The organism is Allobosea sp. TND4EK4 (genome assembly GCF_900156025.1).
Lineage (GTDB): Bacteria > Pseudomonadota > Alphaproteobacteria > Rhizobiales > Beijerinckiaceae > Allobosea.
The window spans coordinates 1-25095 of the sequence record NZ_FTMO01000013.1; the positions used below are offsets into that span (position 1 = coordinate 1).

Here is a 25095-nt window from a genome sequence, read left to right on the forward strand (position 1 = left end):
GCACTCAAATCCACGCTGGAAAAACAGGCCGCTTAGCGCCAGAAATCAAACTCAGGACTCTCCCTCAGACCGGAGGAGAAAAGGGTCTCAGGTCAACAAGGTTCCCCGAGAGGAAGATCTCATTGAGCAAATTCCCCCAACATCGTTCCGCGGGGTGCGTGCATCAGGGCCGAAAGGCTCTCTGATGCTTCTGATGTTACGTTTATTTATCGATACTTGACCGGTAAACGCCGGTGTTTCCAGAAATATTTCATGTATTTTTGGGCCGTCGACTTCAGATCGCGTTCGATCTTCAGGGCGCGAAGGTCGTCCCATTTCACTGCAACTTATCGACCGAGCTTCGTCCGACTAAGCAGCGTGTTGCTGCGATTCCCACAGTGGCAGGGCTTCTAGCCAAGCTACTGCGTCGACATGGAGTATGATCGTCCTTCTTCCAGCTTTGCGGGCTTTGAGACTTCCCACACCTATCTCATGATAGATAGCTGAGCGACTACGTCCCGATGCTTTGACCAAATCACTGACGCTGTAAGCAAGCTTCTGATTTGTGTCGATTTGACCCTTCATTGATATAGTTCCTTTCTCCAATTCCTGCCGTATTTGGCACTGAACTGAAGTGACAGGACCACATCTGGCGTGTTGGATAATATGGATTTGTTTGGAGAAAATTGAGTGCGTTTACGTGATTAATCACCAACATCTACGCTATTGATCAGCGCATTTCCCGCAATATTCTCCTTAGACGGTCTTGTTTAGCGTCGACTGATGCCCCTGCGATCTCTTTGTTGTGTCGTCGCACCACCTCTATTGCTGAAGCGTTCTCGGTCATTCCTTCTCGCTGAAGCTCGCCCATGATTTGTAGCCAACGCGTATCGTCAATTCGTGGTGCCCCGCGCTTCCGAGCGGGAGATTGAGCGGTCTCACGATCTATCTGATCCGCGGCCTCGAAAGGCTGAGTAGCGCGTTTAGGGAAAAGGCGTTGAGCAGCACGAGTGGACGCATATTTGTCGAATGGGCAGGAGAAATCATACGCCATCAGTGCAGGCATAATGTCTCGGTCTAGAAAATGAAGGCCGGACCAGAGCGGGCCGCTATCTCCAACCACGGAACACCCATCCAGCTTACCACTGCCGGGAAATCCGGGCCCAATCGTGAGCGAAACGTCGCCGGCAAGAAGAGCCGCCATCGTTTGAGGAGATAGCGTATTGGGTTCGCCCATAGGAACAGCTTCGGCCCAAGCTCTCATGAGAACGTCTCCAAGCCCTCTGGAGTACGCCAATAGCAGTTTTTGCAACTGCACTCCGAAAGGTGCCGACGATCTTGACCGCACCGAGTGTTGGCACGCCATCCATTGCGCAATTTGAAATGCCGAAACTCTACCAGCCTCACAGAACGGCTTAGGAGGGCAATCTGACGGGTATATATCTATCACCTGCGATGGCTTAAATCGCTCTGCCGGGTGCGCGTAGCAATCAGGCCAGCAGCTCCATTCCACAGCGATATTCCGCTGTCGCCAACCTGGCGAAGACAGATCGAGCTCATCACATCGAGCGGAGGAGATAATGCTCATCGTTCGCAACTGGTGCAGCAGATCGGCCTCTGCATTGCCTGTCACAGCAGGCTGCTCTGCTTTGAGCTTCGGCCACGTGTTCGGTTGAAAAACAGCTGCCAAATCACGCATTACGATCCAGACCAAGGCCTGTTCGCTCGACCAATCCGCAAGGAGGCGAGATGCCTCAGAAGTCACCCTCACCTCCTGCCGTCATCTTCTAGCCACGAGAACGACACTCCCAACCAACAGGTTGTTGAGCGCGCACTGGTACTCCGGCGCGAACGAGAATGACAAGTTTGAGAAGAGAGTTGCGCAGACGACAGCCACGCAAAGCTGTCACGTCAAGATCCACCACAGTCCCAGGACCGCTTAGGAGGATTATTTGACCGATATTTTACGACTTGGCCCGGCAACGACCTAAATCATTGAAATCGTTGGCGCTCCCTAGGGGACTCGAACCCCTGTTTTCGCCGTGAGAGGGCGACGTCCTAGACCGCTAGACGAAGGGAGCAGCGCTGGCCGAGGGCGCCTATGTAGTCGCAGCGCGGGATCGCCGCAACTGGTTTTTGCGCGCCGGCGAAAAGAATACGCATCGCCCGGAGAATGGCGCAAACGCGCAGTCCCTGACGCAGCGATGCCTTCGTCGCGCCTGGCACTGCCGCGGTTTACCTCGATAACGACGACCGGCTGCCGCGTCTCCGCAACGCCGTCCCCCCGGCGGCGCGGAGAAGCGGCCCTTGCCCTCCCGGCGGGCCGGATCGATGATGCGGCCCGGTCGGGAGGGCCTGTCAGGTGACGGAGTGGCGCGCGAGCGGCGTCGGCATGGTGGCAGAACCGGGCGAGGCCGCGGATCGCCATGCTGCGCCGGCCGGTGCGCTCCCCGGCGCGGGTGGAAAGCGGCCGCGTTGGGACCACCTGCTCCCGCGCCCTCCCGCATGGCCTCGGCAAATGCTGCAGGTCGGCGCGGCCACGGTTCGTGCCGCCATCGGTATCCTCTACCCGCCAAGCTGCGTCGTCTGCCGGGCGGCCACGGGGGAGGCGCAGGCCCTGTGTGCGCAATGCTGGTGCGGCATCGGCTTCATCGAGCGGCCCTATTGCGAGCGGCTGGGCACGCCCTTCGAGATCGATCTCGGGCCAGGCATGGTGTCGCCGGCGGCGATCGCCGAGCCGCCCGTCTTCGCGAGGGCCCGGGCGGTATGCCGTTTCGAGGGCGCCGCCAGAGACCTCGTCCACCGCCTGAAATACGGCGACCGGGCGGAGCTCGCCTTGACGCTCGGCCGGATGATGCGCCAGTCGGGCCATGAACTGCTGGCGGATGCCGATCTCGTCGTGCCCGTACCCCTGCACCGCACCCGCCTCTGGAGCCGCCGCTTCAACCAGGCCGCGCTGCTCGCCCGCGTCGTCGCTGGCCTCGGCGAGCGGACGCTCGCAATCACCGCCCTGGCGCGGGTCAGGCGCACGCGCCAGCAGGTCGGGCTGACGCGCGCGCAACGCGGCGACAATCTCCAGGGCGCCTTCCGCGTCCCGCCCCAGGCGCGGCCCCTGGTGCAGGGCCGCCGCATCCTGCTGATCGACGATGTGCTGACCACCGGAGCGACTGCGAACGCCGCGGCGCGCGCCTTGCTGCGCGCCGGTGCCACCGCCGTCGACGTGCTGACCTTCGCGCGGGTCGTGACGGAACGCTGAGCAATCCCTACATAACAACCAAGCCTTATGAATTCTCACGAATGCGAGCCCAGCTGAGCCATGCCTCCCGTCACGATCTACACCACCTCCTGGTGCCCTTATTGCCGCTCCGCCAAGGCGCTGCTGACGAAGAAGAACGTCGCCTTCACCGAGATCGATGTGGAGGCCACGCCCGGCGCGCGTCAGGAGATGACCACGAGGGCCGGCGGGCGCACCTCGGTGCCGCAGATCTTCATCGGCGAGAACCACGTCGGCGGCTCCGACGACATCCACGCCCTCGACGCCCGCGGCGAACTCGACGGCCTCCTGGCCTGAGCCGCGGCGGCTCCGATCGTCGCCCTCGCACGGGCTGCCGCGATCTTGCCGAAACGCGGCATCGACCTATTTGCGACAGGATGACGCCCATGCCATGTGCCGATAAGACATGATCCGCTACACCCTCGTCTGTGACGCAGCCCACGAATTCGACAGCTGGTTCTCGACCTCTGCGAGTTTCGAGGAGCAGGCGAAGCGCGGACTCGTCGCATGCCCGGTCTGCGGCAGCCCCCGCGTCGAGCGGGCCATCATGGCTCCCAATGTCGCCCGCACGGATCTCGGCCCGAGGCGGCCGCAGCCTTTGCCGGTCCCGGCCGCCCCGGCAGCCGTTTCCGCACCTGCGCCGGCCGCGCCACCTTCCCCCACGGCCCTGATCGGTGAAAAGGAGGCAGCCTTGCGCGCCATGATCACCGAATTGCATCGCCAGGTGCGGGAGAACGCCGAGCATGTCGGCGAGCGCTTCGCCGAGGAGGCGCTGAAGATCCACCATGGCGAGACGCCGGAGCGCGCCATCTACGGCCAGGCCTCGATGGACGATGCGCAGATGCTGCAGGAGGAAGGCGTCGCCTTCATGCCATTGCCGCGCCTGCCGGGCTCCGCTCACTGAGGGGCCTCCCCGGACGAGCGAAGTGTCTCCGCATCGGCGTTCATGGCCGTTCGGTAACCTTCGGCAGCCCACCTGTAAAAAATTCCGCGTGGAACAATCGCAGCGATTTTTCGTTCCGATCAGGTGCTTAGCTGCAAGACCGCCCGGGCTCAGGCCCGCCCGGGGCGCGCTCTTGCGTCATGCCCTCTTCCTCCCCGGATGAACTTTCTGTTAAGCAATTCGCGGTTCCTTGCCGGTGATCCGTGCGCCGCCCTCGGGCAGCCTCCGGATCCCGAACACTGGAGGTTGCCGCATGAAGCGGACCGCGATCACTGCCACCCGTCTCCGTCTCGCCGGAGGTGTCCGCAAGGGCAGTCGATCGATCCCGCTGATGCTGGCCCTGCTAGCACCGGCCCTCGGGGCCTGCAGCCTGTCCCCGGTCGAGACCGCTTCGACCCCGGCCGCCCCGCCGGCCACGAAGGAACGTGCCGCTGCGCGGAAACATGCCGTGGCCCTCGCCAAGGCCGATCCGCGCGAGAAGGAATGCCTCGTCCGCGCCATGTATTTCGAGGCCAATCGCTCGAGCGATGCCGGTCTCCTCGGCGTCGGCACGGTGGTGATGAACCGGGTCGAATCGCAGCGTTACCCCGAGACGATCTGCGGCGTCGTCGGCGCTCCCCGCCAGTTCGCAGCGGGCGTGCTGAGCCGCCCGATGACGGAACGGGGCCTTTCGCGGATCGAGGCCATCGCCGACGAGATTCTCGAGGGCAAGCGCAACGCCCAGGTCGGCGAGGCCAAGCATTTCCACACGGCCGGCCTGCGCTTCGGCTACAAGAACATGCATTATGTGACCGTGGCGGGCGGCAACGCTTTCTACATCAAGGGTGGCGAGCGTCCCGAGCGCCGTGCCTACGAGCAGCCGAGCTACCAGGTCGCGGCGCTCTCCTCCTCCGCGCCGATCGCGACCACCGCCCCGGCCGGCACGACCTCCTTCTCCTCGGCTCCGCTCGCCTTCGCGCCCGAGCCCGCCATCGTCCGGGCCACCCCGAGCGAGACACCGATCGCCAAGCTCATCCGCAGCGCCCCGCTGCCGCCGGACCGCCCCCTCGATCTCGACATGCCGAAGCGGACGGCCAAGGCCTTTGCCCCGCAGCCCAAGGCCGAGATGCAAGTCGCAGCCCTGCTGCCGCCGCCGCGCGACCTGCGCGGCACCCTCCCGCTGGACTGACCAAGCGCGGCGCGCCGCAGCCGCGCCACCCCGCCCTCTGATCGCGATCCCCGCCTTCGCCTAACGTCGAGGGCGACAGGGCTCTCGCGCTTCCCTTATCCTCGCCGCAGTGCAACATTTCAGATTGCTCTGCAAAACGGGGAAACGTGATGAGCGCGACGCAGCCGAGCGGCGAACCGGCCGGGCGCGAACGGCCCTGGATCTTCCGCACCTATGCGGGGCATTCCGACGCGGCGGAATCGAACCGGCTCTACCGAAACAATCTCGCCAAGGGTCAGACCGGCCTCTCCGTCGCCTTCGACCTGCCGACGCAGACGGGCTACGACCCCGACCATGTCCTGGCGCGGGGCGAGGTCGGCAAGGTGGGCGTGCCGGTCTCGCATCTCGGCGACATGCGGGCGCTGTTCGACCAGATTCCGCTGGCGCAGATGAACACCTCGATGACGATCAACGCGACGGCGGCCTGGCTGCTCTCGCTCTACATCGCCGTCGCCGACGAGCAGGGCGCCGACCGCAGGCTCCTGCAGGGCACCACGCAGAACGACCTCGTCAAGGAATACCTCTCGCGCGGCACCTATGTCTTCCCGCCACGCCCCTCGATGCAGCTGACGACGGATATCGTGGTCTTCGCCGCCTCGGAATTGCCGAAGTGGAACCCGACCAATGTCTGTTCCTACCATCTGCAGGAGGCCGGGGCCTCGCCGGTGCAGGAGTTGTCCTTCGCGCTGGCGACTGCGATCGCCCTTCTGGATGCGATCCGCGCCCGCCCGGAGGTGAGCGCTGCAGAATTTCCCGGCATCGTCGGGCGCATCTCCTTCTTCGTGAATGCGGGGATGCGCTTCGTCACCGAGCTCAGCAAGATGCGCGCCTTCGTCGATCTCTGGGACGAGATCACGCTGGGCCGCTATGGCGTCGCCGAGGAGCAGCATCGCCGCTTCCGCTATGGCGTGCAGGTGAACTCGCTGGGGCTGACCGAGCCGCAGCCGGAAAACAACGTCTACCGCATCCTGATCGAGATGCTGGCGGTGACGCTCTCGAAGAAAGCCCGCGCCCGCGCCGTGCAGCTCCCGGCCTGGAACGAGGCGCTCGGCCTGCCGCGCCCCTTCGACCAGCAATGGTCGCTGCGGATGCAGCAGGTCCTGGCCTATGAGACGGACCTGCTCGAATATCCCGACATCTTCGACGGCTCGACCGTGATCGACGCCAAGGTGGCGGAACTGAAGGCGGCCGCGCTCGAGGAGCTCGCCCGGATCGACGCCATGGGCGGCGCCCTCGCGGCGGTCGAGAGCGGCTACATGAAGCAGGCGCTCGTCGAGAACGGGGCACGGCGGATCGAGGCGATCGAGCGCGGCGAACAGGTCGTGGTCGGAGTCAACCGGTTCACTAGCAGCGAGCCCTCGCCTCTCTCGGCCGGCGACAGCGCGGTCATCACCGTGGCGGATTCGGTCGAGATCGAGGCGATCGGCCGGCTCAAGGCCTGGCGTTCGGCCCGCGACGCCAAGAGCGCCGAAGCCGCCCTGGCCGACCTCGCCGCCAGCGCGCGCGAGGGCCGCAATGTCATGCCGGCATCGATCGCCTGCGCCAAGGCGGGCGTCACCACCGGCGAGTGGGCGCAGGCGCTGCGGGAGATCTTCGGCGAGTACAGGGCCCCGACCGGCGTCGACACGACCCGCCTCGGCGACGCGACCGGCCTCGCCACCGCCAAGGCCGCGGTGGCGAAGGCCACCGAGCGCCTCGGCCGCCCGCCACGCTTCCTCGTCGGCAAGCCGGGCCTCGACGGGCATTCGAACGGCGCCGAGCAGATCGCGGTTCGTGCCCGCGACGCCGGGATGAGCGTCAGCTATGGCGGCATCCGGCAGACGCCGGAAGAGATCGTGACGCAGGCGCAGGAGACGGAGGCCGATATCATCGGCCTCTCGATCCTCTCAGGCTCGCATCTGCCTCTCGTCAGGGACGTCACCGCCCGCCTGCGCGTCGCGGGCATGACCGTGCCGGTCGTCGTCGGCGGCATCATCCCGCCCGACGACGAGAACGCCTTGCGCAACATGGGCGTGGCCCGCGTCTACACCCCGAAGGACTTCGAACTGGACGGGATCATCGCGGATGTGGCCGGGCTCGCCGGGAAGGAGTGAGGGGCATCCGCCCTACTGGCCGTGCCCGCGTCCATAGCCGCTCGGCTCCGGCGCCTGCCACCCCGTGAGCAAGCCCGGCTCAGGCGCGTGGATCTCCACCTTGAGGGGATGGCAGGCTGCCGCATCGCTGGAATGCGTCGCGCCGCAATCGCCACCGGGGCAGGCCGAGAGGGCGCCGATCAGATCGATCTCGGCGAACAGCTCCAGATAGTCGCCCGGCCGCACCGGGCTCGCCTTCATGAAGTACTGATGCGTGTCGCGGGTAAAGCCGGTGCACATGAAGACATTGAGCACGTCATGGACGTGGTGCTCGACCTCTCGCGCCGGTTGGCCGACCACTGCCCCGAGCGCCCTCGACAGGTTCGAATGGCAGCAATGGTGATAGTCGCCGCCACTGAGCAGCCGGTGGGTGTAGGGGTCGCAGCGCGTGCCGATGACATCATGCACGCCGGCACCATCGTCGTCGAAACCGTACCAGCCGAGCGTGTCGTGGGTGATCGTCGCCATCGGCCGCAGATGAGGCAGGTTGCTCCAGAGCCTGTCGCCGGTCGTCAGATGCGTCGCATGCAGGGCCCGCGTCTTGCCGCTGAAGAAGCGCTCCGACAGGTCGTCGGCGTTCCAGAGATTGAGGTCGCCGACCTGCGGCCCCTCGATGCTGAGGATGCGGACGAAATGTCCCTTCGGCACCCGGAAGCTGCCGCCCTCGCGTGGCGGCACGACGATCTCGTCGATCAGCGTGAGGGCCTCGCGCGCCCTTGCGAGCATCGCCATGTCCGCGCCCGGCAGGGTTTCGTTCGGGTAGACGATGACGGGCGGTTTGCTGCGGCGCTCGGCCGCATCAGGCGGTGCCTGCCCGATCTCCCTCGACATCTCGCCTCCGGTGCTTGTCCGGACCAGGCGACCCGCCCGGCCGCTCAGACCATACCCACGCTCTTGAGCTGCTGATAGGCCTTGAGGATCTCCTGCAGCGTGCCTTCGCGCGAGCGGTCGCCGCCATTCGCATCGGGGTGGAAGCGCTTCACCAGCTCCTTGTAACGTCCCTTGATGGCGGCCGAATCGGCGCTGTCGTCGAGGCCGAGCGTCGTCAGCGCCTTCATCGCAACGATGCCGACGCGTGGCTCGGGCTGGCTCGCCTGCTGCGCCCGGCGTGCGCCGAAGAGGTTGAAGGCGTCATGCAGGTCGGGGCTTTCCTCACCGCCGGCGGCACGCTTGCGGCCGCGCTGCGCCATGCGGCCGGCCTGCGAGTTGACGCCGAGCTTCCAGGTCGGGCGATGCCCGATCTCCTCCTGCTTCTGGTAGGCGGCCAGCGCCTCGTCATCCATGCCGTTGAAATAGTTGTAGGTCGCGTTGTAGGCCTTCACATGCTCCATGCAGAAGCGGAAGAACTGCCCTTCGCGGCCACGCCCCTTCGGCGCGCGGAATTCGCCCGCGCGCGTGCAGCCGGGATGGTCGCAGCGCGGGGAAGCGCTGTCGGCCACGGCTTCCGGCTCGGAAGCGCCGATCCTGATGCGATCGAAAAAGCGCGAGTTGATGTTCATCGTCGACTGGTTATGAGACGCATGGGACAGGCCGGCAAGAGACCGCAGCGCATGAACGGCGCAGCGGCGCTCCAGCCGGATCGGACAGAGATCATCGCAACGGTGGCGCGATCATGACGACGATAACCGAGCGGATCACCCGCAAGCTCGAAGCGGCTTTCACGCCACAGCAGCTGAAGGTGATCGACGAATCGCACCAGCATCACGGCCATGGCGGATGGCGCGAGGGCGGGGAGACTCACTTCCGCGTCGATATCGTCTCGGACGCCTTTCTTGGCAAGTCCCGTCTGGAGCGGCACCGGCTCGTCAACGGCGCCCTGGCGGAGGAGCTGGCGGAGCGGGTCCACGCGCTCGCCATCGCTGCGAAGGCGCCGGGCGAGGGATAGCGGCCGCGTCACGCCGCGGCCGGCGCGTCCCTCCTCGGCTCCGCCGGAGAGGCGGCATAGAGCGCGAGCGTTGCCGCAAGCGCGAGCCCCATGAAGGCGAAGAGCCAGCCATAGGTCGTCTGCGCGTCGTAGCCCTGTCCCGCGAGCGCCTTCACCAGCCGGCCGGAGGTCCATTGCATGACGCCGGCGCCGCCCATGAACAGGAAGTTCATGAAGGTGACGCCGCGGCCGATCTCGGAAGGCGCCATGAACGCACGCGCATGCCCCATCACCACGGCATAGGTGACGCCGAACAGACCCATCACGAGGAAGAGCCCGACCGCGAGGCGCGAGGAGGACTGGCCCCAGAGCGCCTGGGCGAAGCAGGCGCCGATGACGACCACGGCGCAGCCGGCGACCGTCGCCTTGGCGCCAACCCGCCGATAGAGCGGCAGCATCGCCAGGGCCCCCACCCCGATGGCGCCGCCCATGGCCATGGCGGCATAGCTGGTCGCGGCGAGGTCGAAGCCGTGCACCGTCTGGAGATAGGGCGCGATCCACAGGCCGCGGATCGAGATGGTGACGCCGTAGCTGACGAAGGTGAAGGGAAAGATCAGCCAGAGCGCGCGCTTGGTCGCGATCTGCCGGATCCCGCCCAGAAGCGAGGCGTGCCGGTGCGCGGGCCCGGGAAGCGGCGGCGGGTCCTTCAGCAGGAGCACCACGAGCAGCGCCGTCAGCGCAACGATGCCGGCAAGGCCCAGGACGGTGACGCGCCAGCCATAGCCCGCCACGAAATAGGCGAGCGGCGCTCCGCTCAGCGGATCGCCGATCGAGCCGAAGCCGATCAGCAGCGAGGACAGCGTCGCGAAATGCCGCGGCGGATAGAGCCGGGCCGCGAGATAGAAGCCCGCCATCAGGATCGGCGCGCAGCCGATGCCGATCAGCGCGAGCGCCATGAGCGCGGTGAGATAGCCCTGCGCCAGCCCGAACAGCACCGTGCCGGCGACGGCCGCCAGCAGGAAGCCGGCCAGCGTCCGGCGCGGCCCCAGTCGATCCAGCGCATAGCCGACCGGGAACTGCGAGAGGGCGAAGGCGACCAGCCAGGCGGCCTGCAGGCTGCCGAGCTGGCCCTGGTCGAGGCCGAGGTCGCGCACCAGATCCGCCGAGACCACCGCGAGGAAGGCCCGGAAGAACTGGCTCAGCATATAGGCCAGCAGCAGGACAAGGAAGCTCGTCACGGCCTGGCCGCTCGCGCTCCGCCGCGAGGCGTCGGGCTCACTTGATCCGCTCGAGCACCGAGACGTAATTCGCCACCGCCGCGCCGCCCATGTTGAAGATGCCGCCGAGCTGTGGCTCGGCGAGCTGCATGCCTTCCGGAGCCTCGCCGACGAGCTGCATCGCCGAGAGCGCATGCATCGAGACGCCGGTCGCGCCGATCGGGTGGCCCTTGGCCTTGAGGCCGCCGGAGACATTCACCGGCAGTTTGCCGTCCTTGAGCGTCCAGCCCTCCTTGATGGCGCGGGCGCCGTCGCCTTCCCTGGTCAGGCCCATCGCCTCGTACTCGATCAACTCGGCGATGGTGAAGCAGTCATGGGTCTCGACGAAGGACAGGTCCTCCAGCGTCACCCCGGCGGCGGCGAGCGCCTTCTGCCAGGCGACGGCCGCGCCCTCGAACTTCAGGATGTCCCGCTTCGACATCGGCAGGAAGTCCTGCACATGCGCCATGCCTCGGAAGCCGACGGCGCGCCGCATCTGCAGCGCGGTCTGCTCGTCCGCCAGCACCAGCGCCGCGGCGCCGTCCGAAACCAGCGAGCAGTCGGTGCGCTTCAGCGGGCCGGCGACATAAGGGTTCTTCTCGCTTTCCTCGCGGCAGAAGGCGAAGCCGAGGTCCTTGCGCATCTGGGCGTAAGGGTTGTCGACGCCGTTCTTGTGGTTCTTCGCCGCGATCATGGCCAGCGCATCGGACTGGTCGCCATGACGCTGGAAATAGGCGCCGGCGATCTGGCCGAATACGCCGGCAAAGCCGCCCTTCGTCTCGCCGTCCTCCGGCAGATAGGAGGCCTTGAGCAGTGCCTTGCCGATCTCGGCCGAGGGCGTCTTGGTCATCTGCTCGACGCCGACGACGAGCACGATCTTCGCATCGCCCGCCTTGATCGCCTTGACGCCCTGATGGACGGCGGCCGAGCCGGTGGCGCAGGCGTTCTCGACGCGCGTCGTCGGCTTGAAGCGCAGCGCCGGGTCGGCCTGCAGCACCAGCGAGGCGGTGAAATCCTGCGGCGAGAAGCCGGCATTGTAGTGGCCGAGGACGATCTCATCGACCTCGGCGGCGGTGATGCCCGCATCGACCAGCGCATCGGTGGCGACGCGCACGATCAGGCTCTCGATGGTTTCGGCGTCCTGCTTGCCGAACGGCGTATGGGCCCAGCCGACGATCGCAGCGCTCATCTTGGAAACTCCCTGGAAAGTGCAGTTACACGTTATTTTGGTCGGGCGCCTTCGCACCGCAACAGGTTTCCGCGCATGGTGGCCGTGCGCGGATCGGCTGGCAATGCCGTTCAGGTCGGGGTCGACAGCCACATCAGCAACCCGACGCCACCAACGATCATCGCCATGCCGGCAAGCTCGCGCCGGCTGGTGCCCTCCGAAAACAGCTTCCGGGACAGGATCTGCGCCAGCGGCACCTCGATCAGCGCCAGCGTGCGCACATTGGCCGCGCTCGTCAGCGAGAAGCCGATGAACCAGAACTGCGAAGCCGCCGCGCCCAGGAAGCCGGCCGACAGCGAGCGGCGCCACTCGCGCAGGCTCGCCATCAGCGCCTGCCGGTTGGCCGCCAGCATATAGACCGTCAGCAGCACGGTCTGCAGCCCGAGCCCGAGCACCAGGATGGTCGAGGAGCGGATCAGGAACCCGCCCTCCGGCAAGGCCTGGATCGCGCCGCGATAGCCGATCGCCGACATCGCGAAGAAGGCGCCCGAGACGATGCCGAGCACGGCGGGCCGCAGGCCGGCGCGGCTCAAGCGGTCGCCCGTCCGCCAGGAGACGACGATGACGCCGGCGGTGGCGATCGCGATGGCCAGGAACTTGGCCGCCGTCAGATGGTCGCCGAGCAGCATTGCGCCGAACAGCGCGACCTGCACCGGCTCGGTCTTGGTATAGGCCGTCACCACCGCGAAGGAGCGCTCGCGCATCGTCGCCAGCATCAGCGCCGTGGCGGCGATCTGCGCCAGCGCACCCCAGGCGGCATAGGCGAGGCTTGGCCAGCCGATCGGCGGCGGCACGGTTTGAAGAGCCAGGCAGGCCAGCCCCAGGAACACGATCGCGAAGGGCAGCCCGAACAGGAAGCGCACCTGCGTCGCCCCGATCACGCCGATGACGTCCGTCAGCGAGCGCTGCGCGAGGTTGCGCGCCGTCTGAAGCAGCGAGGCGAGGATCGTCGCCGGAATCCAGAGCAAGCCGAAGGCCAAGGGGCGATCTCGCTGAAAGTGAAGTCTGTCCGCTTGTGGACCGGCCTCTTGCGCTAGGCAAATCGCTGCGCTGGGGGTAGGTATGCATTCATGGGCGATGTTCACCTTCGTCTCGAAAATGCCGCATGCGTCGCGTTGAACCCGCTTCGTCACTCCCGCCAGATGCCGCAACCCAGACAGGTTCAAGACTCAGCCCGATGACAGCACTCCGCTTCACCGCCGTCCTCGCCCTCGGCCTCGCCACCGCCGGACCCGCTCTGGCCGGCGCGAGCCTCGTGGTGGACGCGTCGACGGGCGATGTCCTGTCGAGCGAGAACGCGACGCAGGCCTGGCGCCCGGCCTCCACCGCCAAGATGATGACGATCTATCTGGCGCTGAAGGCGGTCCGCGACGGCCGCATCGGCCTGGAGACTGCGATCCCCGCCTCGAAGCGGGCCGCGAGCCAGCCGCGCGTGAAGGTCTATATCAAGCCGGGCCAGGAGGTCACGCTCGACAACGCGCTGCGGATCATGATGGTGAAGTCGGCCAACGACATCGCCTATGTCGTGGCGGAGGGCGTCGGCGGCGATGTCGAGAGCTTCGTCGGCATGATGAACGCCGAGGCCCGGCGCCTCGGGATGCGCGACACCCGCTTCATGAACCCCAATGGCTGGGACAATCCGGACCAGCAGGTCAGCGCCCATGACCTCGCGTTGCTGGCGATGGCGCTGATGCGGGATTTCCCGGATTATTCCGACTACTGGGGCACTCCGGCGGTCCAGCTCGGCAAGCAGCTCATCCACAACACCAACGGCCTCGTCGGGCGCTATCCCGGCATCAGTGGGATGAAGACCGGCTTCACCTGTGCCTCCGGCTTCAACGTCGTCGCCACCGCCAGCCGCGGCGGGCGCACGCTGATCGCCGTCGTGCTCGGCTCGACCTCGGCGACCGACCGCACCGTCAAGGCGGCGCAGCTGCTCGACGAAGGTTTCGCCAAATGGGGCGGAACCGGCATCAACCTCGCCTCCATGCCGCCCAGCGGCACCCGCGCCCCCAATGTCTGCGACGAGGTCCGCAACCGTGGCGGCGGCGCGATGGCGGACGACGCCGACGTCGCCGGCCCCGTCGGCGGCCAGGACAGCACCAGCGACAATGCCGGCCGCTTCCTGACCTTCGCCACGCAATCGGCCTCGACCTCGATCGTGACGCGCTCGCCGCGCGGGCGCCTCGTCCTCGGACCGCGGGCCGAACCCAATCCGATCCAGGTGACCTTCGGCCGCACGGCGGGGTCGGACCGGGCGCCGCTGGCCGCGAACGCAGCCTCTCAACCTGCATCCCGTGTCGCGCGCGGCGCGCCCACGATCGTTCCCGGTGCCCCGGTCACGGCCGGTCTGACCGGCGGTCCCGCTCCGCGCACGGCCTCGGGCAACGGCGCGATTCCGCGCGGAACCACCGCCTTCGCACCCGCGAACACGCCCGTGCAGCCGTCGAGCGACGCGTTCGAATCCGGGCCGATGCGACTGCAGGGCGCGGTCCAGTCCGGTCAGGCGACCGCCGCGAGCCTGCGCCCGGCCGCAGGCGCCGGCATCAAGGCCGCCGCTCCGAAGACGGCGGGCAAGGCCCAGGCGGCGGTGAAGGCGAAGCCCGCAGCGCGGCCCAAGGCCATCTCGGCCGCATCGGTCGCCAAGCCGGCCAAGCCGGCCGCGAAGACCAAGCTCCCGACCGGCGACGACGACTGAGCGACGCTTGGACGGCTCGCCCGCCAGCGACAGTCAGGGCCGCGAGCGGCAGGGCCTGGCCCTCGCCTTCGCCTCGGCGGCCGCCTTCGGCACCAACATCGTCAGCGCGCAGATCGCAGGCCATGCCGGCCTGAGCGGCCCGCTCCTCGTCTTCTACCGCGTGCTGATCATGCTCGGGCTCGTCGCGCTTGCCGCCCTGCTGATGCGGGCGCCGCTCGGCCTGTCGCGCAACGAGCGCCGCTCGGTGCTGCTCTTCGGGATCGCCACGGCACTGGTCGGGACCGCCTATCTCTCCTCGGTCTCCTATGTGCCCGTCTCCGTCGCGGCGGTGATCTTCTACACCTTCCCGGTCGTGATCGTGCTGGCCGAGCCGCTGCTGACGCCCGCACCCTTCAGGGCCGACCGGCTCGCCGTGGCGCTGCTCGCCTTCGTCGGCATCGCGCTCGTGGTGGGGCCCGACTGGCACGGGCTCGACCCGCGTGGTCTGGCGCTCGCCGCGCTGGCGAGCCTGTCGGCCGCCGTCCAGTTCTTCGCGGCCGCAGGCTGCGCCCGGATCGCCACGGTGCCGAAGCTGTTCTGGTCGCATGTCGTGATCCTGCCGGTGACGCTCGTCATCCTCGCCGTGACGCGCGGCGTCCTGCCGCCCTCGGCCTTCGCGCTCGCGCCGGTCGCGATCGCGATCACCTTCGGCGGCTACTTCATCGGCTTCCTGCTGCAGATTCTGGCGCTGGCCCGCATCGCGCCGGGGCCGGCCGGACTCGCCTTCTGCGCCGAACCGGTCTTCGCCGTGCTGATCGCGGCCCTGTTTCTCGGCGAGCGTCTCGGGACGCTGCAATATGCCGGCTGCGGCCTTGTCATGGCGGCTCTGGCCACTAATGTAATATTAGAACAATACAGGCGCCGCCCGGCGGTCGCCTGATGCACCCCTTCGGTGCGAGCAGACAGGACCCGCCCGCCGTGACCACCTCTCCGACCAGGCCGATCCCGATTCCCCTGACGCTGCTCACCGGCTTCCTCGGCGCCGGCAAGACGACGCTGCTCAACCGCCTGCTGAAGGACCCGGGCCTCTCGGATACGGTCGTGCTGATCAACGAATTCGGCGAGGTCGGGCTCGATCATCTGCTGGTCGAGGGCGTCGCGGACAACATGATCCTGCTGGAATCCGGCTGCCTCTGCTGCGCCATCCGCGACGACCTGATCGTCACGCTGGAGGACCTGCTGCGCCGGCTCGACAATGGCCGGATCAAGCCCTTCGCCCGCCTCGTCATCGAGACCACCGGCCTCGCCGACCCGGCCCCGATCCTCAACGTCCTGATCAACCATCCCTATCTCGCCATGCGCTTCCGGCTCGACGGGGTGGTGACGCTGGTCGATGCCGTGAACGGCATGGCGACCCTCGACGCCCATGAGGAGGCGCGCCGCCAGGTCGTCGCGGCCGATCGCCTGGTGCTGACCAAAGCCGACATGGCGGCGACGGAAGAGGGCCACGCGTTGCGGGAGCGGCTGTCGATGCTCAATCCCGGCGCGCCGATCCTGCCGCCGGGAGCCCCCGCCTCGTCCCTGCTCGGCGCCGGCCTCTACGATCTGGCGCAGCGGCCGCAGGAACTGGGCCGCTGGCTCATGGCCGACGTCCTGCCCGGCGCCGCTGAGCACGGGCACCCGCATGACCATGGCCATGGCCACGATGATCATGGTCACCATCATCACGGCGGCGGGCATCATCCCCATGACGGCCACCACCATCACGACGTCAATCGCCACGATGCCTCGATCCGGGCCTTTGCGCTGACCGCCGAGACCCCGGTCGCCCGCGCCACCTTCGAGCTGTTCTGGACGATGCTGCGCTCGATCCATGGCCCCCGCCTGCTCCGCCTCAAGGGCCTCGTCGCCATCGCCGGCCAGCCGAACCGGCCACTGCTGCTTCATGCGGTCCAACAGGTCCTGCATCCGCCGCTGGAGCTGGAGGGCTGGCCGGATGGCGACCGCCGGTCGCGTCTCGTGCTGATCGCGAAGGATGTCGAGGAGGAGACGGTGCGGCGGCTCTGGTCCGCCTTCCTCGGCCAGCAGCAGCCGGCAGCCGCGCAACCGGCCTGACGAGAGGCCGCCGCCGCGGCCCCGATCTTGAAGCTTCTGACCCAAAGAACGGGACGCGGCCAGGCGCCCGGCCGTTCCGGCACGATTTCGTACCGGAACGGGGAACCGAGGGGTCGAAGCGATGCAGGGCCTTTTGCCTTCGCGACCGATGATCGGCGCAGTGCCGCCACGCGGGGCCGTCTCCGTTCCGGTGCGGTCCGGCGCGCCGTGCATCGTCGAGAGCCGTCGCCTCCCGGCCTGCGCGGAGATCTCCGCCAGCTGGAGCGCGCTGGCGAAACACGCCGTGACCGCGAACCCCTTCTTCGAGCCGGGCTTCCTCCTGCCCGCCGCACAGCATCTCGTGGCCTTCCGCGACGTTTCCGTACTGCTCGTCTGGCAAGACAGCACGGGGGGCCAGGAGCGGCGGCTCGTCGGCTTCATGCCCTATCGGCGCAAGGCCCGCATGCTGCGCGGCGAGAGCGTGACCGGCTGCGAGGATGATCGCCTGCTCTGTGACTGGCCGTTGATTGATCGCGATGCAGCCCTTCCGGTGGCCGGCGCCCTGCTGCGCGCCCTCAGGGCGAACGGCATGATGGGCGAGGGATTGCGGGTGCACGGGCTTGCGCCGGACAATCCGCTGCGGCTCCTGCTGGCGACGGCGGCCCGGCTGGAAGGGCTGGCCATCATCGCCAGCCTGCGGGCGCCGCGTCCCGCTTCCGGCTCCGCCGGCCCCGGCCCGCAGTTCTCGCTTCAGGAGGCGAGGAACCAGAGCGAGCTGCGCGACGGCGTCGAAATCCTGATGGCGCTGGAGGCGTCGGGAGCGACGGGCCGCGCCGGAAGCGCAGCCGTGCAGGACAACCGCGAAGCGGCCTTCCTGCGCGCGATGAGCCGCAATCTCGCCCGCGAGAAGCTCTGCCGGGTAAGCCTGCTGATGGACGCCTCCCGGACTGTCGCCGCCGCCCTCACCCTGGGCAGGGGCAAGCGGCGCTGGCTCTACAAGGCAGCCGCGGAAGAAGCAGGGAACCAGCAGGAGACGCGGGACAGGCAGGACGGCCTGCTGGCCTTGATCCAGCGGAGCTCGCCCGGCCTGGAGCTTCTTGGCCTTGGCGACCAGTTCGTCCTGCCGGCCAGCGCCGGCATGCCGGTCCATGACCTGGCATTGAGCGACCCGTCGCCACGCAGGCCCGTCGATCTCGCCCGCCGCCTGCGCGCGAGCCTCGATCGCGGCCTGTTCAGGCCTCGGCCCTGAGCTGACGGCGAATGATCTTGCCGGTCGTGGTCATCGGCAACTCCTCGCGGAAGGCGATCTCGCGCGGATATTCATGGGCCGAGAGCCGCGCCTTGACGAAGGCCTGCAGTTCCGCGGCGAGTTCCGGCGAGCCGGGCCCGCCGTCGCGCGGAACGACGAAGGCCTTGACGATCTCGGTCCGCAGGGCATCCGGCTTGCCCACCACGGCGGCCAGCGCCACCTCAGGATGCTTCAGCAGGCAGTCCTCGATCTCGCCGGGGCCGATGCGATAGCCCGAGGAGGTGATGATGTCGTCGTCGCGCCCGATGAAGCGGACATAGCCGTCCTCGTCCTGCACGCCCTCGTCGCCGGTGATCATCCAGTCGCCGACGAACTTCGCCGCAGTTGCGGCCGGGTTGTTCCAATAGCCCAGGAACATGACCGGGTCGGGCCGGCGCACCGCGATCTGGCCTTCCTCGCCTGGCTCGCAGACGGAGCCGTCGGGCCGGATGATCGCGACCTCGTGCCCCGGCACCGCCTTGCCGATGCAACCTGGCCTGCTGATGCCGATCCCGGCGCAGGAGGCGAGGACGAGATTGCATTCGGTCTGGCCATAGGCCTCGTTGATGGTGAGCCCCAGCGCCTCGCGCCCCCATTCCAGCGTCTCGGCCCCCAGCGCCTCGCCCGCCGCCGCGACGGTGCGCAGATTCAGCCGGAAGCGGTCCCGCGGGCTGCCGGCGCCCCGCAGCATCCTCAGCGCCGTCGGCGGGACGAACGCGTTGCGGATGGCGAGATCCTGCATCAGCCGATAGGCTTCGTCCGGCTCGAACCGTGTCACCGGGCGCGCCACCACCGCCACCCCGAAATGCAGCGCCGGCAGCAGCATGTTGAGCAGGCCTCCGGCCCAGGCCCAGTCCGCCGGGGTCCAGGCGCGGTCGCCGGGCTGCGGCATGAATTCATGCGGCATCTGCACGCCGGGAAGATGCCCCGGCAGAACGCGGTGCCCGTGCAGGGCGCCCTTGGGGTTGCCGGTCGTGCCGGAGGTGTAGATCATCAGCGCCGGATCGTCCGGACCGGTTTCGGCGGGCACGAAATCGGCCGATCCCTCCTCGACCAGCGTGTCCCAGCCCATGATTCCGCCATCGGCGCCGTCGATGGAGACGACGAGTTCCAGCCCCGCCGGCAGCTCCGGTATCTGCCGCAGCTTCGCCAGCCCGGCATCGTCCGTGACGATGGCCTTCGCGCCTGAATCCGCCAGCCGGTAAGCCAGCGCATCGACGCCGAACAGCGCTGCAAGCGGCACGGCGACGGCGCCGAGCTTATAGGCCGCCAGATGCGCGGTGAGGACGTGGCGCCCCTGCGGCAGCAGGATCGCGAGACGCTCGCCGCGCCGGACGCCGCGCTTGCCCAAAGCGTCGGCCAGGCGGTTCGACTGCTCGCGCAGCCAGCCGAAGCTGACCGGATGGACCTGCCAGTCGCGCGAGACCTCGATGATCGCCGGCCGCTGCGGCTCCAGCGCCGCCCAGCGATCGCAGACATCGACGGCAATGTTGTAGCGCTCGGGAATGTGCCAGCGGAAGGCGGCGCGCAGGGCGGCGTAATCGGGCAGTCTCGGAAGATGCAAGGTTCGGCAGGTCCTGTGAGAGGCGGCGCACGATAGGAAGCGCGCCTTGCCCTGTCATGAGCGGGCAGGGAAGAGCCGCCTTGCGCTCAGAACAGGCGTTCTTCCTTCGCGGGGAGGAAAGCAGGCGTGAACGCGTCGCCCGCCTTCGCCCGGTCGCGCAGCGGCTGCACCATCGCCAGCTGGTCGAGCGCCTGCTGCCAGCGGGCCGGATCGAGCCCGCCCAGCCCGTGCTCGCGGACATGAGGCGTCAGCACATTCTGCTGGAGCATCGCGGCGAGCCTCTGCCGCTCGACCTCGGGCTGCGCCGCGTCGCTGCGGCGGCCGAGCATTTGCACGGCCGCATCCGGATGCGTCGAAACCTCGCGCATGCCGCGGATCAGCGCCCGCACCAGCCCGCGCACCGCACCGGGCTGGTCGGCGGCGAGCTTCGGCGAGACCATGACCGCGTTTCCGTAGAGCACCACGCCATGATCGGCCATCGTCAGCACGACGATGTCCTCCGCTGGCACGCCGCGCGCCGTCAGGATCGCGGTCGCCGAAGGGCCGAAGCCGAAGATGCCGTCGACCTCGCCCGAGGCCAGCATCGGCTCCCGCACGGCAAAACCGATAGTCTCCAGGCGGATGCGACTGTCGTCGATGCGGTTCAGCGTCTTGAACAGCGGCCACTGCGCAAAGGACGCATCGGCAGCCGGCGCACCGAGCTTGCGGCCTTCGAGGCTGGCGGGCATTGCGGTAATCCCGCGGCTGCGCCGCCCGATGACCGCAAAGGGCGGCCGGTCATGGACCATCATGACCGCCTTGAGATCGTAGCCCGGCTTGCCGTCCCGCAGCCGCACCAGCGCGTTGATGTCTCCGAAGCCGGCATCGAACTCGCCGGCGGCAATGCGGGACGGCACCAGCCGCGAGCCCACCCCCGGTTCGATCACCACATCGAGACCCTCGGCGCCGAAATAGCCCTTCTCCTGCGCCGCAAGGAACAGCGCCGACAGGCCCTCGAGGCGCCAGTCCAGCAGCAGCCTGATCGGGACGGCTTGGGCGAGCGCAGGCCTGCCCAGCGCGAGAAAGCCCGTCCCCGCCGCTGCGAGGCGCCCGAAACCGCGCCGCGACAACCCCGTCCCGGTCCCGCGCCCAGCCGCCACCATCGTCATCCTCCGCCAAGAGAGCCGTATTGCCTGCGGCATCCGCAACCCTCGCTTGCCACCTTCAGATCATAACACGTTGAAATCGCGTCAACAGGCGCTCTTTTTCGAGGTGGCAGGAGCGTCACAGCGGCAGGGCCCCGTCGGTCTTGACCTCCTCCATCACGGCATAGGTTCGCGTCTCGCGGACGGCTGGCAGCGCCAGCAGCACCTCGCCAAGGAAATGCCGGTAGGCACCCATATCCGCGACCCGCGTCTTGACCAGGTAGTCAAAGCCGCCGGCGACCATGTGGCACTCCAGCACTTCAGGGGCCCGCTTCACCGCCGCCGCGAAGCGCTCGAAGGCATCAGGCGTCGTCTTGTCGAGATAGACCTCGACGAAGACCAGCAGGTTGAGGCCGAGCTTTGCCGGGTCCAGCGTCGCCCGATAGCCGGTGATGTAGCCATCGCGTGTCAGCCGCTTCAGCCGCTCGCCCGTGGCTGTCGCGGACAACCCGACCTTTTCGGCAAGTTCGACGCCGGAAATCCGGCCATCCGCCTGCAGCAGCGCCAAAAGTCGCCGGTCGATGCGATCGATCATGATGTTTCTCTAAAATAGGGCCCTTTAACCGGGAAAGATACTGCCTTGCCGTCAAGAGTCGCAATTGAAATCAGGACTCAGGAGCCTCACACTTCAGATCATCCGCCAGCGACCCGACCGGAGCCTCCATGGCCGCCCCCGTCTCCTCCCTGCCCCCCTTTCGCGCGCCCTACGCCGAAGACGATGGCGCGATCGCCGATCGTCTTCTCGCCGGGGCGCGGCGCGACCCCGCCGCCAAGGCTCGGATCGACGCCCGTGCGACCGGGCTGGTCGAGGCGATCCGCACACGCAAGGTCGGCCTCGGCGGCATCGAAGAGTTGCTGCGCGAATATTCGCTCTCCACCAAGGAGGGCCTTGCCCTGATGGTGCTGGCCGAGGCGCTGCTGCGCGTGCCCGATGCCGCCACCGCCGACCGGCTGATCGAGGACAAGCTCGGCCAGGGCGATTTCGCCAACCACGAATCGAAGTCGGACGCCTTCCTCGTCTCGGCATCGGCCTGGGCGCTGGGCATCACCGCCCGCGTCATCCAGCCCGGCGAAACCCCGGCCGGCATCGTCGGCAGCCTCGCCAAGCGCCTCGGCGTGCCGACCGTGCGGACCGCGACGCGCCAGGCGATGCGGGTGATGGGCAACCATTTCGTCCTCGGCCAGACGATCGAGGAGGCGCTGAAGCGCGCCCGTTCCGGCGTCGGCAAGCTCTATCGCTATTCCTTCGACATGCTCGGCGAAGGCGCCCGCACCCAAGCCGACGCGGACCGCTACCTCGCCTCCTATGTTGCAGCGATCGACGCCATCGGCCGCTCGGCCGGCAACGACCGGCTGCCGAACCGCCCGGGCATCTCGGTCAAGCTGTCGGCCCTGCATCCGCGCTACGACGCCACCAACCGCGAGCGGGTGATGGCCGAGCTGGTGCCGAAGGTGATCGAGCTCGCCCGCCAGGCCAAGAGCTACGATCTCAATTTCACCATCGACGCCGAGGAGGCCGACCGGCTGGAGCTCTCGCTCGACGTCATCGACGCCGTCTTCGCCGATCCCTCGCTCGCTGGCTGGGACGGCTTTGGCCTCGCGATCCAGGCCTATCAGAAGCGCGCCTCGGCGGTGATCGCCCATATCGGGCGGCTCGCGGAGATCCATGGCCGGCGCATGATGGTGCGGCTGGTCAAGGGCGCTTATTGGGACACCGAGCTGAAGCGCGCCCAGGAGCGCGGCCTGCCCGATTATCCGGTCTTCACCCGCAAGGCGATGACCGATCTCAATTACGAGGCCTGCGCCGCGCAGCTCCTGCGCCTGCGGCCCCGCATCATCCCGCAGTTTGCCACGCACAACGCGCTGACAGTCGCTTCCGTCGCGGAAATGGCCGGTAATGCGGAAGGCTTCGAATTCCAGCGCCTGCACGGCATGGGCGAGGCGCTGTATGAGAAGCTGCTGCGCGAGAACGACGGCTATGCCTGCCGCACCTATGCGCCCGTCGGCGGCCATCAGGACCTGCTCGCCTATCTCGTCCGCCGCCTGCTCGAGAACGGCGCCAATTCCTCCTTCGTCAGCGCCTCGGGCGATCCGGACGTGCCGGTCTCGCAGCTCCTGACGCCCCCGGCCGACGTCATCGGCAGCGCGAGCGCAGCCCGCCATCGCCGCATCCCGCTCCCGGCCGATCTCTACGGCCCCTCGCGCAAGAACTCGGCCGGCGTCGAGCTCGGCCATGAAGAGAGCCTGGAAGGGCTGCTGAAGGAAATCGGCGCTGCGGGCGCCTTCCCGGACGCCGCCCCGCTGATCGGCGGCAAGCCGCAACCGGGCGCCGCCCGCGAGGTCCGTTCACCGATCGACGGCCAGCCCATCGGCAAGGTCGTCGAGGCCGACGCCGCCACCGCCGCACGCGCCGTGGAAGCCGCCGTCAAGGGCTTCCGCGGCTGGAGCGAGACACCCGCCCGCATCCGCGCCGCCGCCCTGCGCAAGGCCGCCGACCTGATGGAGGCCCGCCGCGGCCTCCTCATCGCGCTGCTGCAGGCGGAAGCCGGCAAGACCATCGACGATGCGATCTCCGAGGTGCGCGAGGCGGTCGATTTCTGCCGCTACTATGCCGCGCAGGCGGAAGAGCATTTTGCCATGCCGCTCGCCCTTCCCGGCCCGACCGGCGAGGAGAACAGGCTGGTGCTGCGCGGGCGCGGCGCCTTTATCTGCATCGCGCCCTGGAACTTCCCGCTCGCCATCTTCGCCGGCCAGGTGGTCGCCGCGCTGGTCGCCGGCAACAGCGTCGTTGCCAAGCCAGCGCCGCAGACCCCGCTGATCGCCGCGGTCGCCGTCCGCATCCTGCACGAGGCCGGCGTGCCGGTGAGCGCGCTGCATCTCGTGCCGGGCGGCAGCGAGGCCGGTGCCGCCCTGGTGGCGCACAAGGACGTAGCCGGCGTCGCCTTCACCGGCTCGACCGCGACAGCGCGCGGCATCAACCGGGCGCTCGCCGCCAAGGACGGGCCGATCGTCCCGCTGATCGCCGAGACAGGCGGCCTCAACGCCATGATCGTCGATGCCACCGCCCTGCCCGAGCAGGTCAGCGACGACGTCGTGATGTCGGCCTTCCGCTCGGCCGGCCAGCGCTGCTCGGCGCTGCGCCTTCTGGTCGTGCAGGACGACGTCGCCGACAAGATGATCGAGATGATCGAGGGCGCGACCCGCGTCCTGAAGCTCGGAGACCCGCGCAAGCTCGACACCCATATCGGGCCGGTCATCGACACGGCCGCCAGGCAGCGGCTCGACGCCCATGTCGCCGCGATGCATAGCCAAGGCCGCGTCGCCTTTGCCGGGCAGGCGCCGGAGATCGGCGGCACCTATGTCGCGCCCCATCTCATCCGGCTCGACACAGTGAGCGACCTCACCGCCGAGCATTTCGGCCCGATCCTGCATGTCGTGCGCTGGAAGGCGGGCGATCTTGACCGGGTGATCGATGCGATCGAAGCCACGGGCTACGGCCTGACGCTGGGCGTGCATTCGCGGATCGAGGCGACGGTTGAGCAGGTGGCGCGGCGTCTTTCCACCGGCAACGTCTACGTCAACCGCAACATCATCGGCGCGGTCGTCGGCGTGCAGCCCTTCGGCGGCCACGGTCTCTCCGGCACAGGGCCAAAGGCCGGCGGCCCGCATTACCTGCCGCGCTTCGCCACAGAGCAGACGGTGACGGTCAACACCGCGGCAGCCGGCGGCAATGCCAGCCTGATCGCGATGGGGGAATAGGCCCAAGGGGCTGAACCGTCATTGCGGGGAGCCACAGCGCAGCAATCCAGAGGGGCAGGCTGATTGCGCCGAGGTCCATCTTCCTGGATTGCTTCGCTGCGCTCGGAATGACGATAATACCGCCATGTCGATCTTCCTCCCCTACCGCCCGAACGTCGGCATCGCCCTCTTCAATAGCGCCGGGCTCGTCTTTACCGGCCGCTCCCACAGCGCCGGGCCGGAGGTCGTCCTTCCCGGCTTCGACTGGCAGATGCCGCAGGGCGGGATCGACCTCGACGAGGACATCGTCGCGGCCGCGCGCCGCGAACTGGCCGAGGAGACGGGCGTCACCGAAGCCGCTTTCCTGGCCGCGACGGAGGAATGGTGGAGCTACGATTTCCCGCCCTATGGCGGCCCGCCGCACCGGCTCTGCGCCTTTCGCGGCCAGCGACAGCGCTGGGTGGCGTTCCGTCTCACCGGCGACGAAGAAGCGATCGACATCGGCCGTCCCAATGGTGACGAGCCGCCTGAATTCGCCGAATGGCGCTGGTGCCCTCTGGCGGAAACGCCGAATCTGATCGTGCCGTTCAAGCGCCCGGTCTACGAGAAAGTGGTCGCGGCCTTCGCGCGGTACGCGGCTTGAAGGCCGCGGCGCCGACACACCAAC

22 protein-coding genes and 1 tRNA gene are annotated in these 25095 nt (G+C 68.0%); 13 read left to right on the forward strand and 10 right to left on the reverse strand.

The genetic code is table 11. The annotated features are described in order from the left end of the window. Positions 1–220, forward strand: a 220-nt coding sequence (locus BW981_RS23270; protein WP_210188686.1) for a hypothetical protein, incomplete at its 5' end; no start/stop codon positions are given. Positions 221–709: 489 nt separating this feature from the next. Here BW981_RS23270 and BW981_RS22670 read toward each other — a convergent pair. Together BW981_RS22670 and BW981_RS16970 are read right to left on the reverse strand one after the other, a co-directional pair. Beyond that, positions 710–1243 carry a hypothetical protein gene (locus BW981_RS22670; RefSeq protein ID WP_139333816.1) on the reverse strand — a complete coding sequence of 178 codons (534 nt, stop codon included), beginning with the start codon at positions 1241–1243 and terminating at the stop codon, positions 710–712. Between the two features lie 741 nt (positions 1244–1984). After that, positions 1985–2060 (reverse strand) — tRNA-Glu (locus BW981_RS16970). Between the two features lie 437 nt (positions 2061–2497). On the opposite strand from BW981_RS16970, the gene BW981_RS16975 reads away from it, so the two are divergent. The 5 genes from BW981_RS16975 (at position 2498) to BW981_RS16995 (ending at position 7496) form a co-directional block, all read left to right on the forward strand. After that, entirely contained in the window at positions 2498–3235 is a 738-nt protein-coding gene (locus tag BW981_RS16975) for a ComF family protein (protein WP_076441368.1), read from the forward strand. Between the two features lie 60 nt (positions 3236–3295). Further along, complete coding sequence (gene grxC, locus BW981_RS16980; protein ID WP_076441370.1) at positions 3296–3550, forward strand: glutaredoxin 3; 255 nt, start codon at positions 3296–3298, stop codon at positions 3548–3550. Positions 3551–3659: 109 nt separating this feature from the next. Further along, complete coding sequence (locus tag BW981_RS16985; RefSeq protein ID WP_076441372.1) at positions 3660–4157, forward strand: DUF1178 family protein; 498 nt, start codon at positions 3660–3662, stop codon at positions 4155–4157. Between the two features lie 292 nt (positions 4158–4449). Continuing rightward, a complete protein-coding gene (locus tag BW981_RS23275; protein WP_076441374.1) occupies positions 4450–5364 on the forward strand; it encodes a cell wall hydrolase in 915 nt (304 codons plus the stop codon). A gap of 149 nt (positions 5365–5513) precedes the next feature. Continuing rightward, complete coding sequence (locus BW981_RS16995; RefSeq protein WP_076441376.1) at positions 5514–7496, forward strand: protein meaA; 1983 nt, start codon at positions 5514–5516, stop codon at positions 7494–7496. Positions 7497–7508: 12 nt separating this feature from the next. Here BW981_RS16995 and BW981_RS17000 read toward each other — a convergent pair whose 3' ends face one another. Both BW981_RS17000 and BW981_RS17005 read right to left on the reverse strand, forming a co-directional pair. Further along, a complete protein-coding gene (locus tag BW981_RS17000; protein ID WP_076441379.1) occupies positions 7509–8366 on the reverse strand; it encodes an urea carboxylase-associated family protein in 858 nt (285 codons plus the stop codon). A gap of 44 nt (positions 8367–8410) precedes the next feature. Further along, positions 8411–9034, reverse strand: a complete 624-nt coding sequence (locus BW981_RS17005) for a J domain-containing protein (RefSeq protein ID WP_076441380.1) — start codon at positions 9032–9034, stop codon at positions 8411–8413. A gap of 113 nt (positions 9035–9147) precedes the next feature. On the opposite strand from BW981_RS17005, the gene BW981_RS17010 reads away from it, so the two are divergent. Then, positions 9148–9420: a BolA family protein gene (locus BW981_RS17010; RefSeq protein WP_076441382.1), complete on the forward strand. Its 273-nt coding sequence runs from the start codon at positions 9148–9150 to the stop codon at positions 9418–9420. Between the two features lie 8 nt (positions 9421–9428). Here the strand turns inward: BW981_RS17010 and BW981_RS17015 are convergent, their stop codons facing one another. The 3 genes from BW981_RS17015 to BW981_RS17025 form a co-directional block, all read right to left on the reverse strand. Next, positions 9429–10637, reverse strand: coding sequence for an MFS transporter (locus BW981_RS17015; RefSeq protein ID WP_083712437.1), 1209 nt, complete (start codon positions 10635–10637; stop codon positions 9429–9431). A 37-nt stretch (positions 10638–10674) separates the two neighbouring features. Beyond that, positions 10675–11844, reverse strand: a complete 1170-nt coding sequence (locus BW981_RS17020) for an acetyl-CoA acetyltransferase (protein WP_076441384.1) — start codon at positions 11842–11844, stop codon at positions 10675–10677. Positions 11845–11954: 110 nt separating this feature from the next. After that, positions 11955–12863 (reverse strand): DMT family transporter, encoded by a 909-nt coding sequence (locus BW981_RS17025; RefSeq protein WP_139333817.1) that lies wholly within the window; start codon positions 12861–12863, stop codon positions 11955–11957. Between the two features lie 197 nt (positions 12864–13060). Between BW981_RS17025 and BW981_RS17030 the strand changes: the two genes are divergently transcribed. From BW981_RS17030 to BW981_RS17045, 4 genes are all read left to right on the forward strand, one after another. Beyond that, the gene (locus BW981_RS17030; RefSeq protein ID WP_076441386.1) at positions 13061–14581 is read left to right on the forward strand and encodes a D-alanyl-D-alanine carboxypeptidase family protein; all 1521 of its coding nucleotides are present in this window, start codon (positions 13061–13063) and stop codon (positions 14579–14581) included. A 7-nt stretch (positions 14582–14588) separates the two neighbouring features. Continuing rightward, on the forward strand, positions 14589–15500 hold the full coding sequence (locus tag BW981_RS17035) for a DMT family transporter (protein WP_076441388.1): 912 nt from the start codon (positions 14589–14591) through the stop codon (positions 15498–15500). A gap of 38 nt (positions 15501–15538) precedes the next feature. Continuing rightward, on the forward strand, positions 15539–16675 hold the full coding sequence (locus tag BW981_RS17040) for a CobW family GTP-binding protein (RefSeq protein WP_244560356.1): 1137 nt from the start codon (positions 15539–15541) through the stop codon (positions 16673–16675). A gap of 283 nt (positions 16676–16958) precedes the next feature. After that, a complete protein-coding gene (locus tag BW981_RS17045) occupies positions 16959–17903 on the forward strand; it encodes a GNAT family N-acetyltransferase (RefSeq protein ID WP_139333818.1) in 945 nt (314 codons plus the stop codon). On the opposite strand, the gene BW981_RS17050 is transcribed toward BW981_RS17045, so the two are convergent. From BW981_RS17050 to BW981_RS17060, 3 genes are all read right to left on the reverse strand, one after another. Next, positions 17887–19506 carry an AMP-binding protein gene (locus tag BW981_RS17050; RefSeq protein ID WP_076441394.1) on the reverse strand — a complete coding sequence of 540 codons (1620 nt, stop codon included), beginning with the start codon at positions 19504–19506 and terminating at the stop codon, positions 17887–17889. The genes BW981_RS17045 and BW981_RS17050 overlap by 17 nt on opposite strands. A gap of 86 nt (positions 19507–19592) precedes the next feature. Then, positions 19593–20648: an ABC transporter substrate-binding protein gene (locus tag BW981_RS17055; protein WP_076441478.1), complete on the reverse strand. Its 1056-nt coding sequence runs from the start codon at positions 20646–20648 to the stop codon at positions 19593–19595. 121 nt (positions 20649–20769) lie between these two features. Then, entirely contained in the window at positions 20770–21228 is a 459-nt protein-coding gene (locus tag BW981_RS17060) for an Lrp/AsnC ligand binding domain-containing protein (RefSeq protein ID WP_280174204.1), read from the reverse strand. Between the two features lie 125 nt (positions 21229–21353). Between BW981_RS17060 and putA the strand changes: the two genes are divergently transcribed. Further along, complete coding sequence (gene putA, locus BW981_RS17065; RefSeq protein WP_076441398.1) at positions 21354–24449, forward strand: bifunctional proline dehydrogenase/L-glutamate gamma-semialdehyde dehydrogenase PutA; 3096 nt, start codon at positions 21354–21356, stop codon at positions 24447–24449. Between the two features lie 124 nt (positions 24450–24573). Then, positions 24574–25071 carry an RNA pyrophosphohydrolase gene (locus BW981_RS17070; protein WP_083712440.1) on the forward strand — a complete coding sequence of 166 codons (498 nt, stop codon included), beginning with the start codon at positions 24574–24576 and terminating at the stop codon, positions 25069–25071. The last annotated feature ends 24 nt before the right edge of the window (positions 25072–25095 follow it).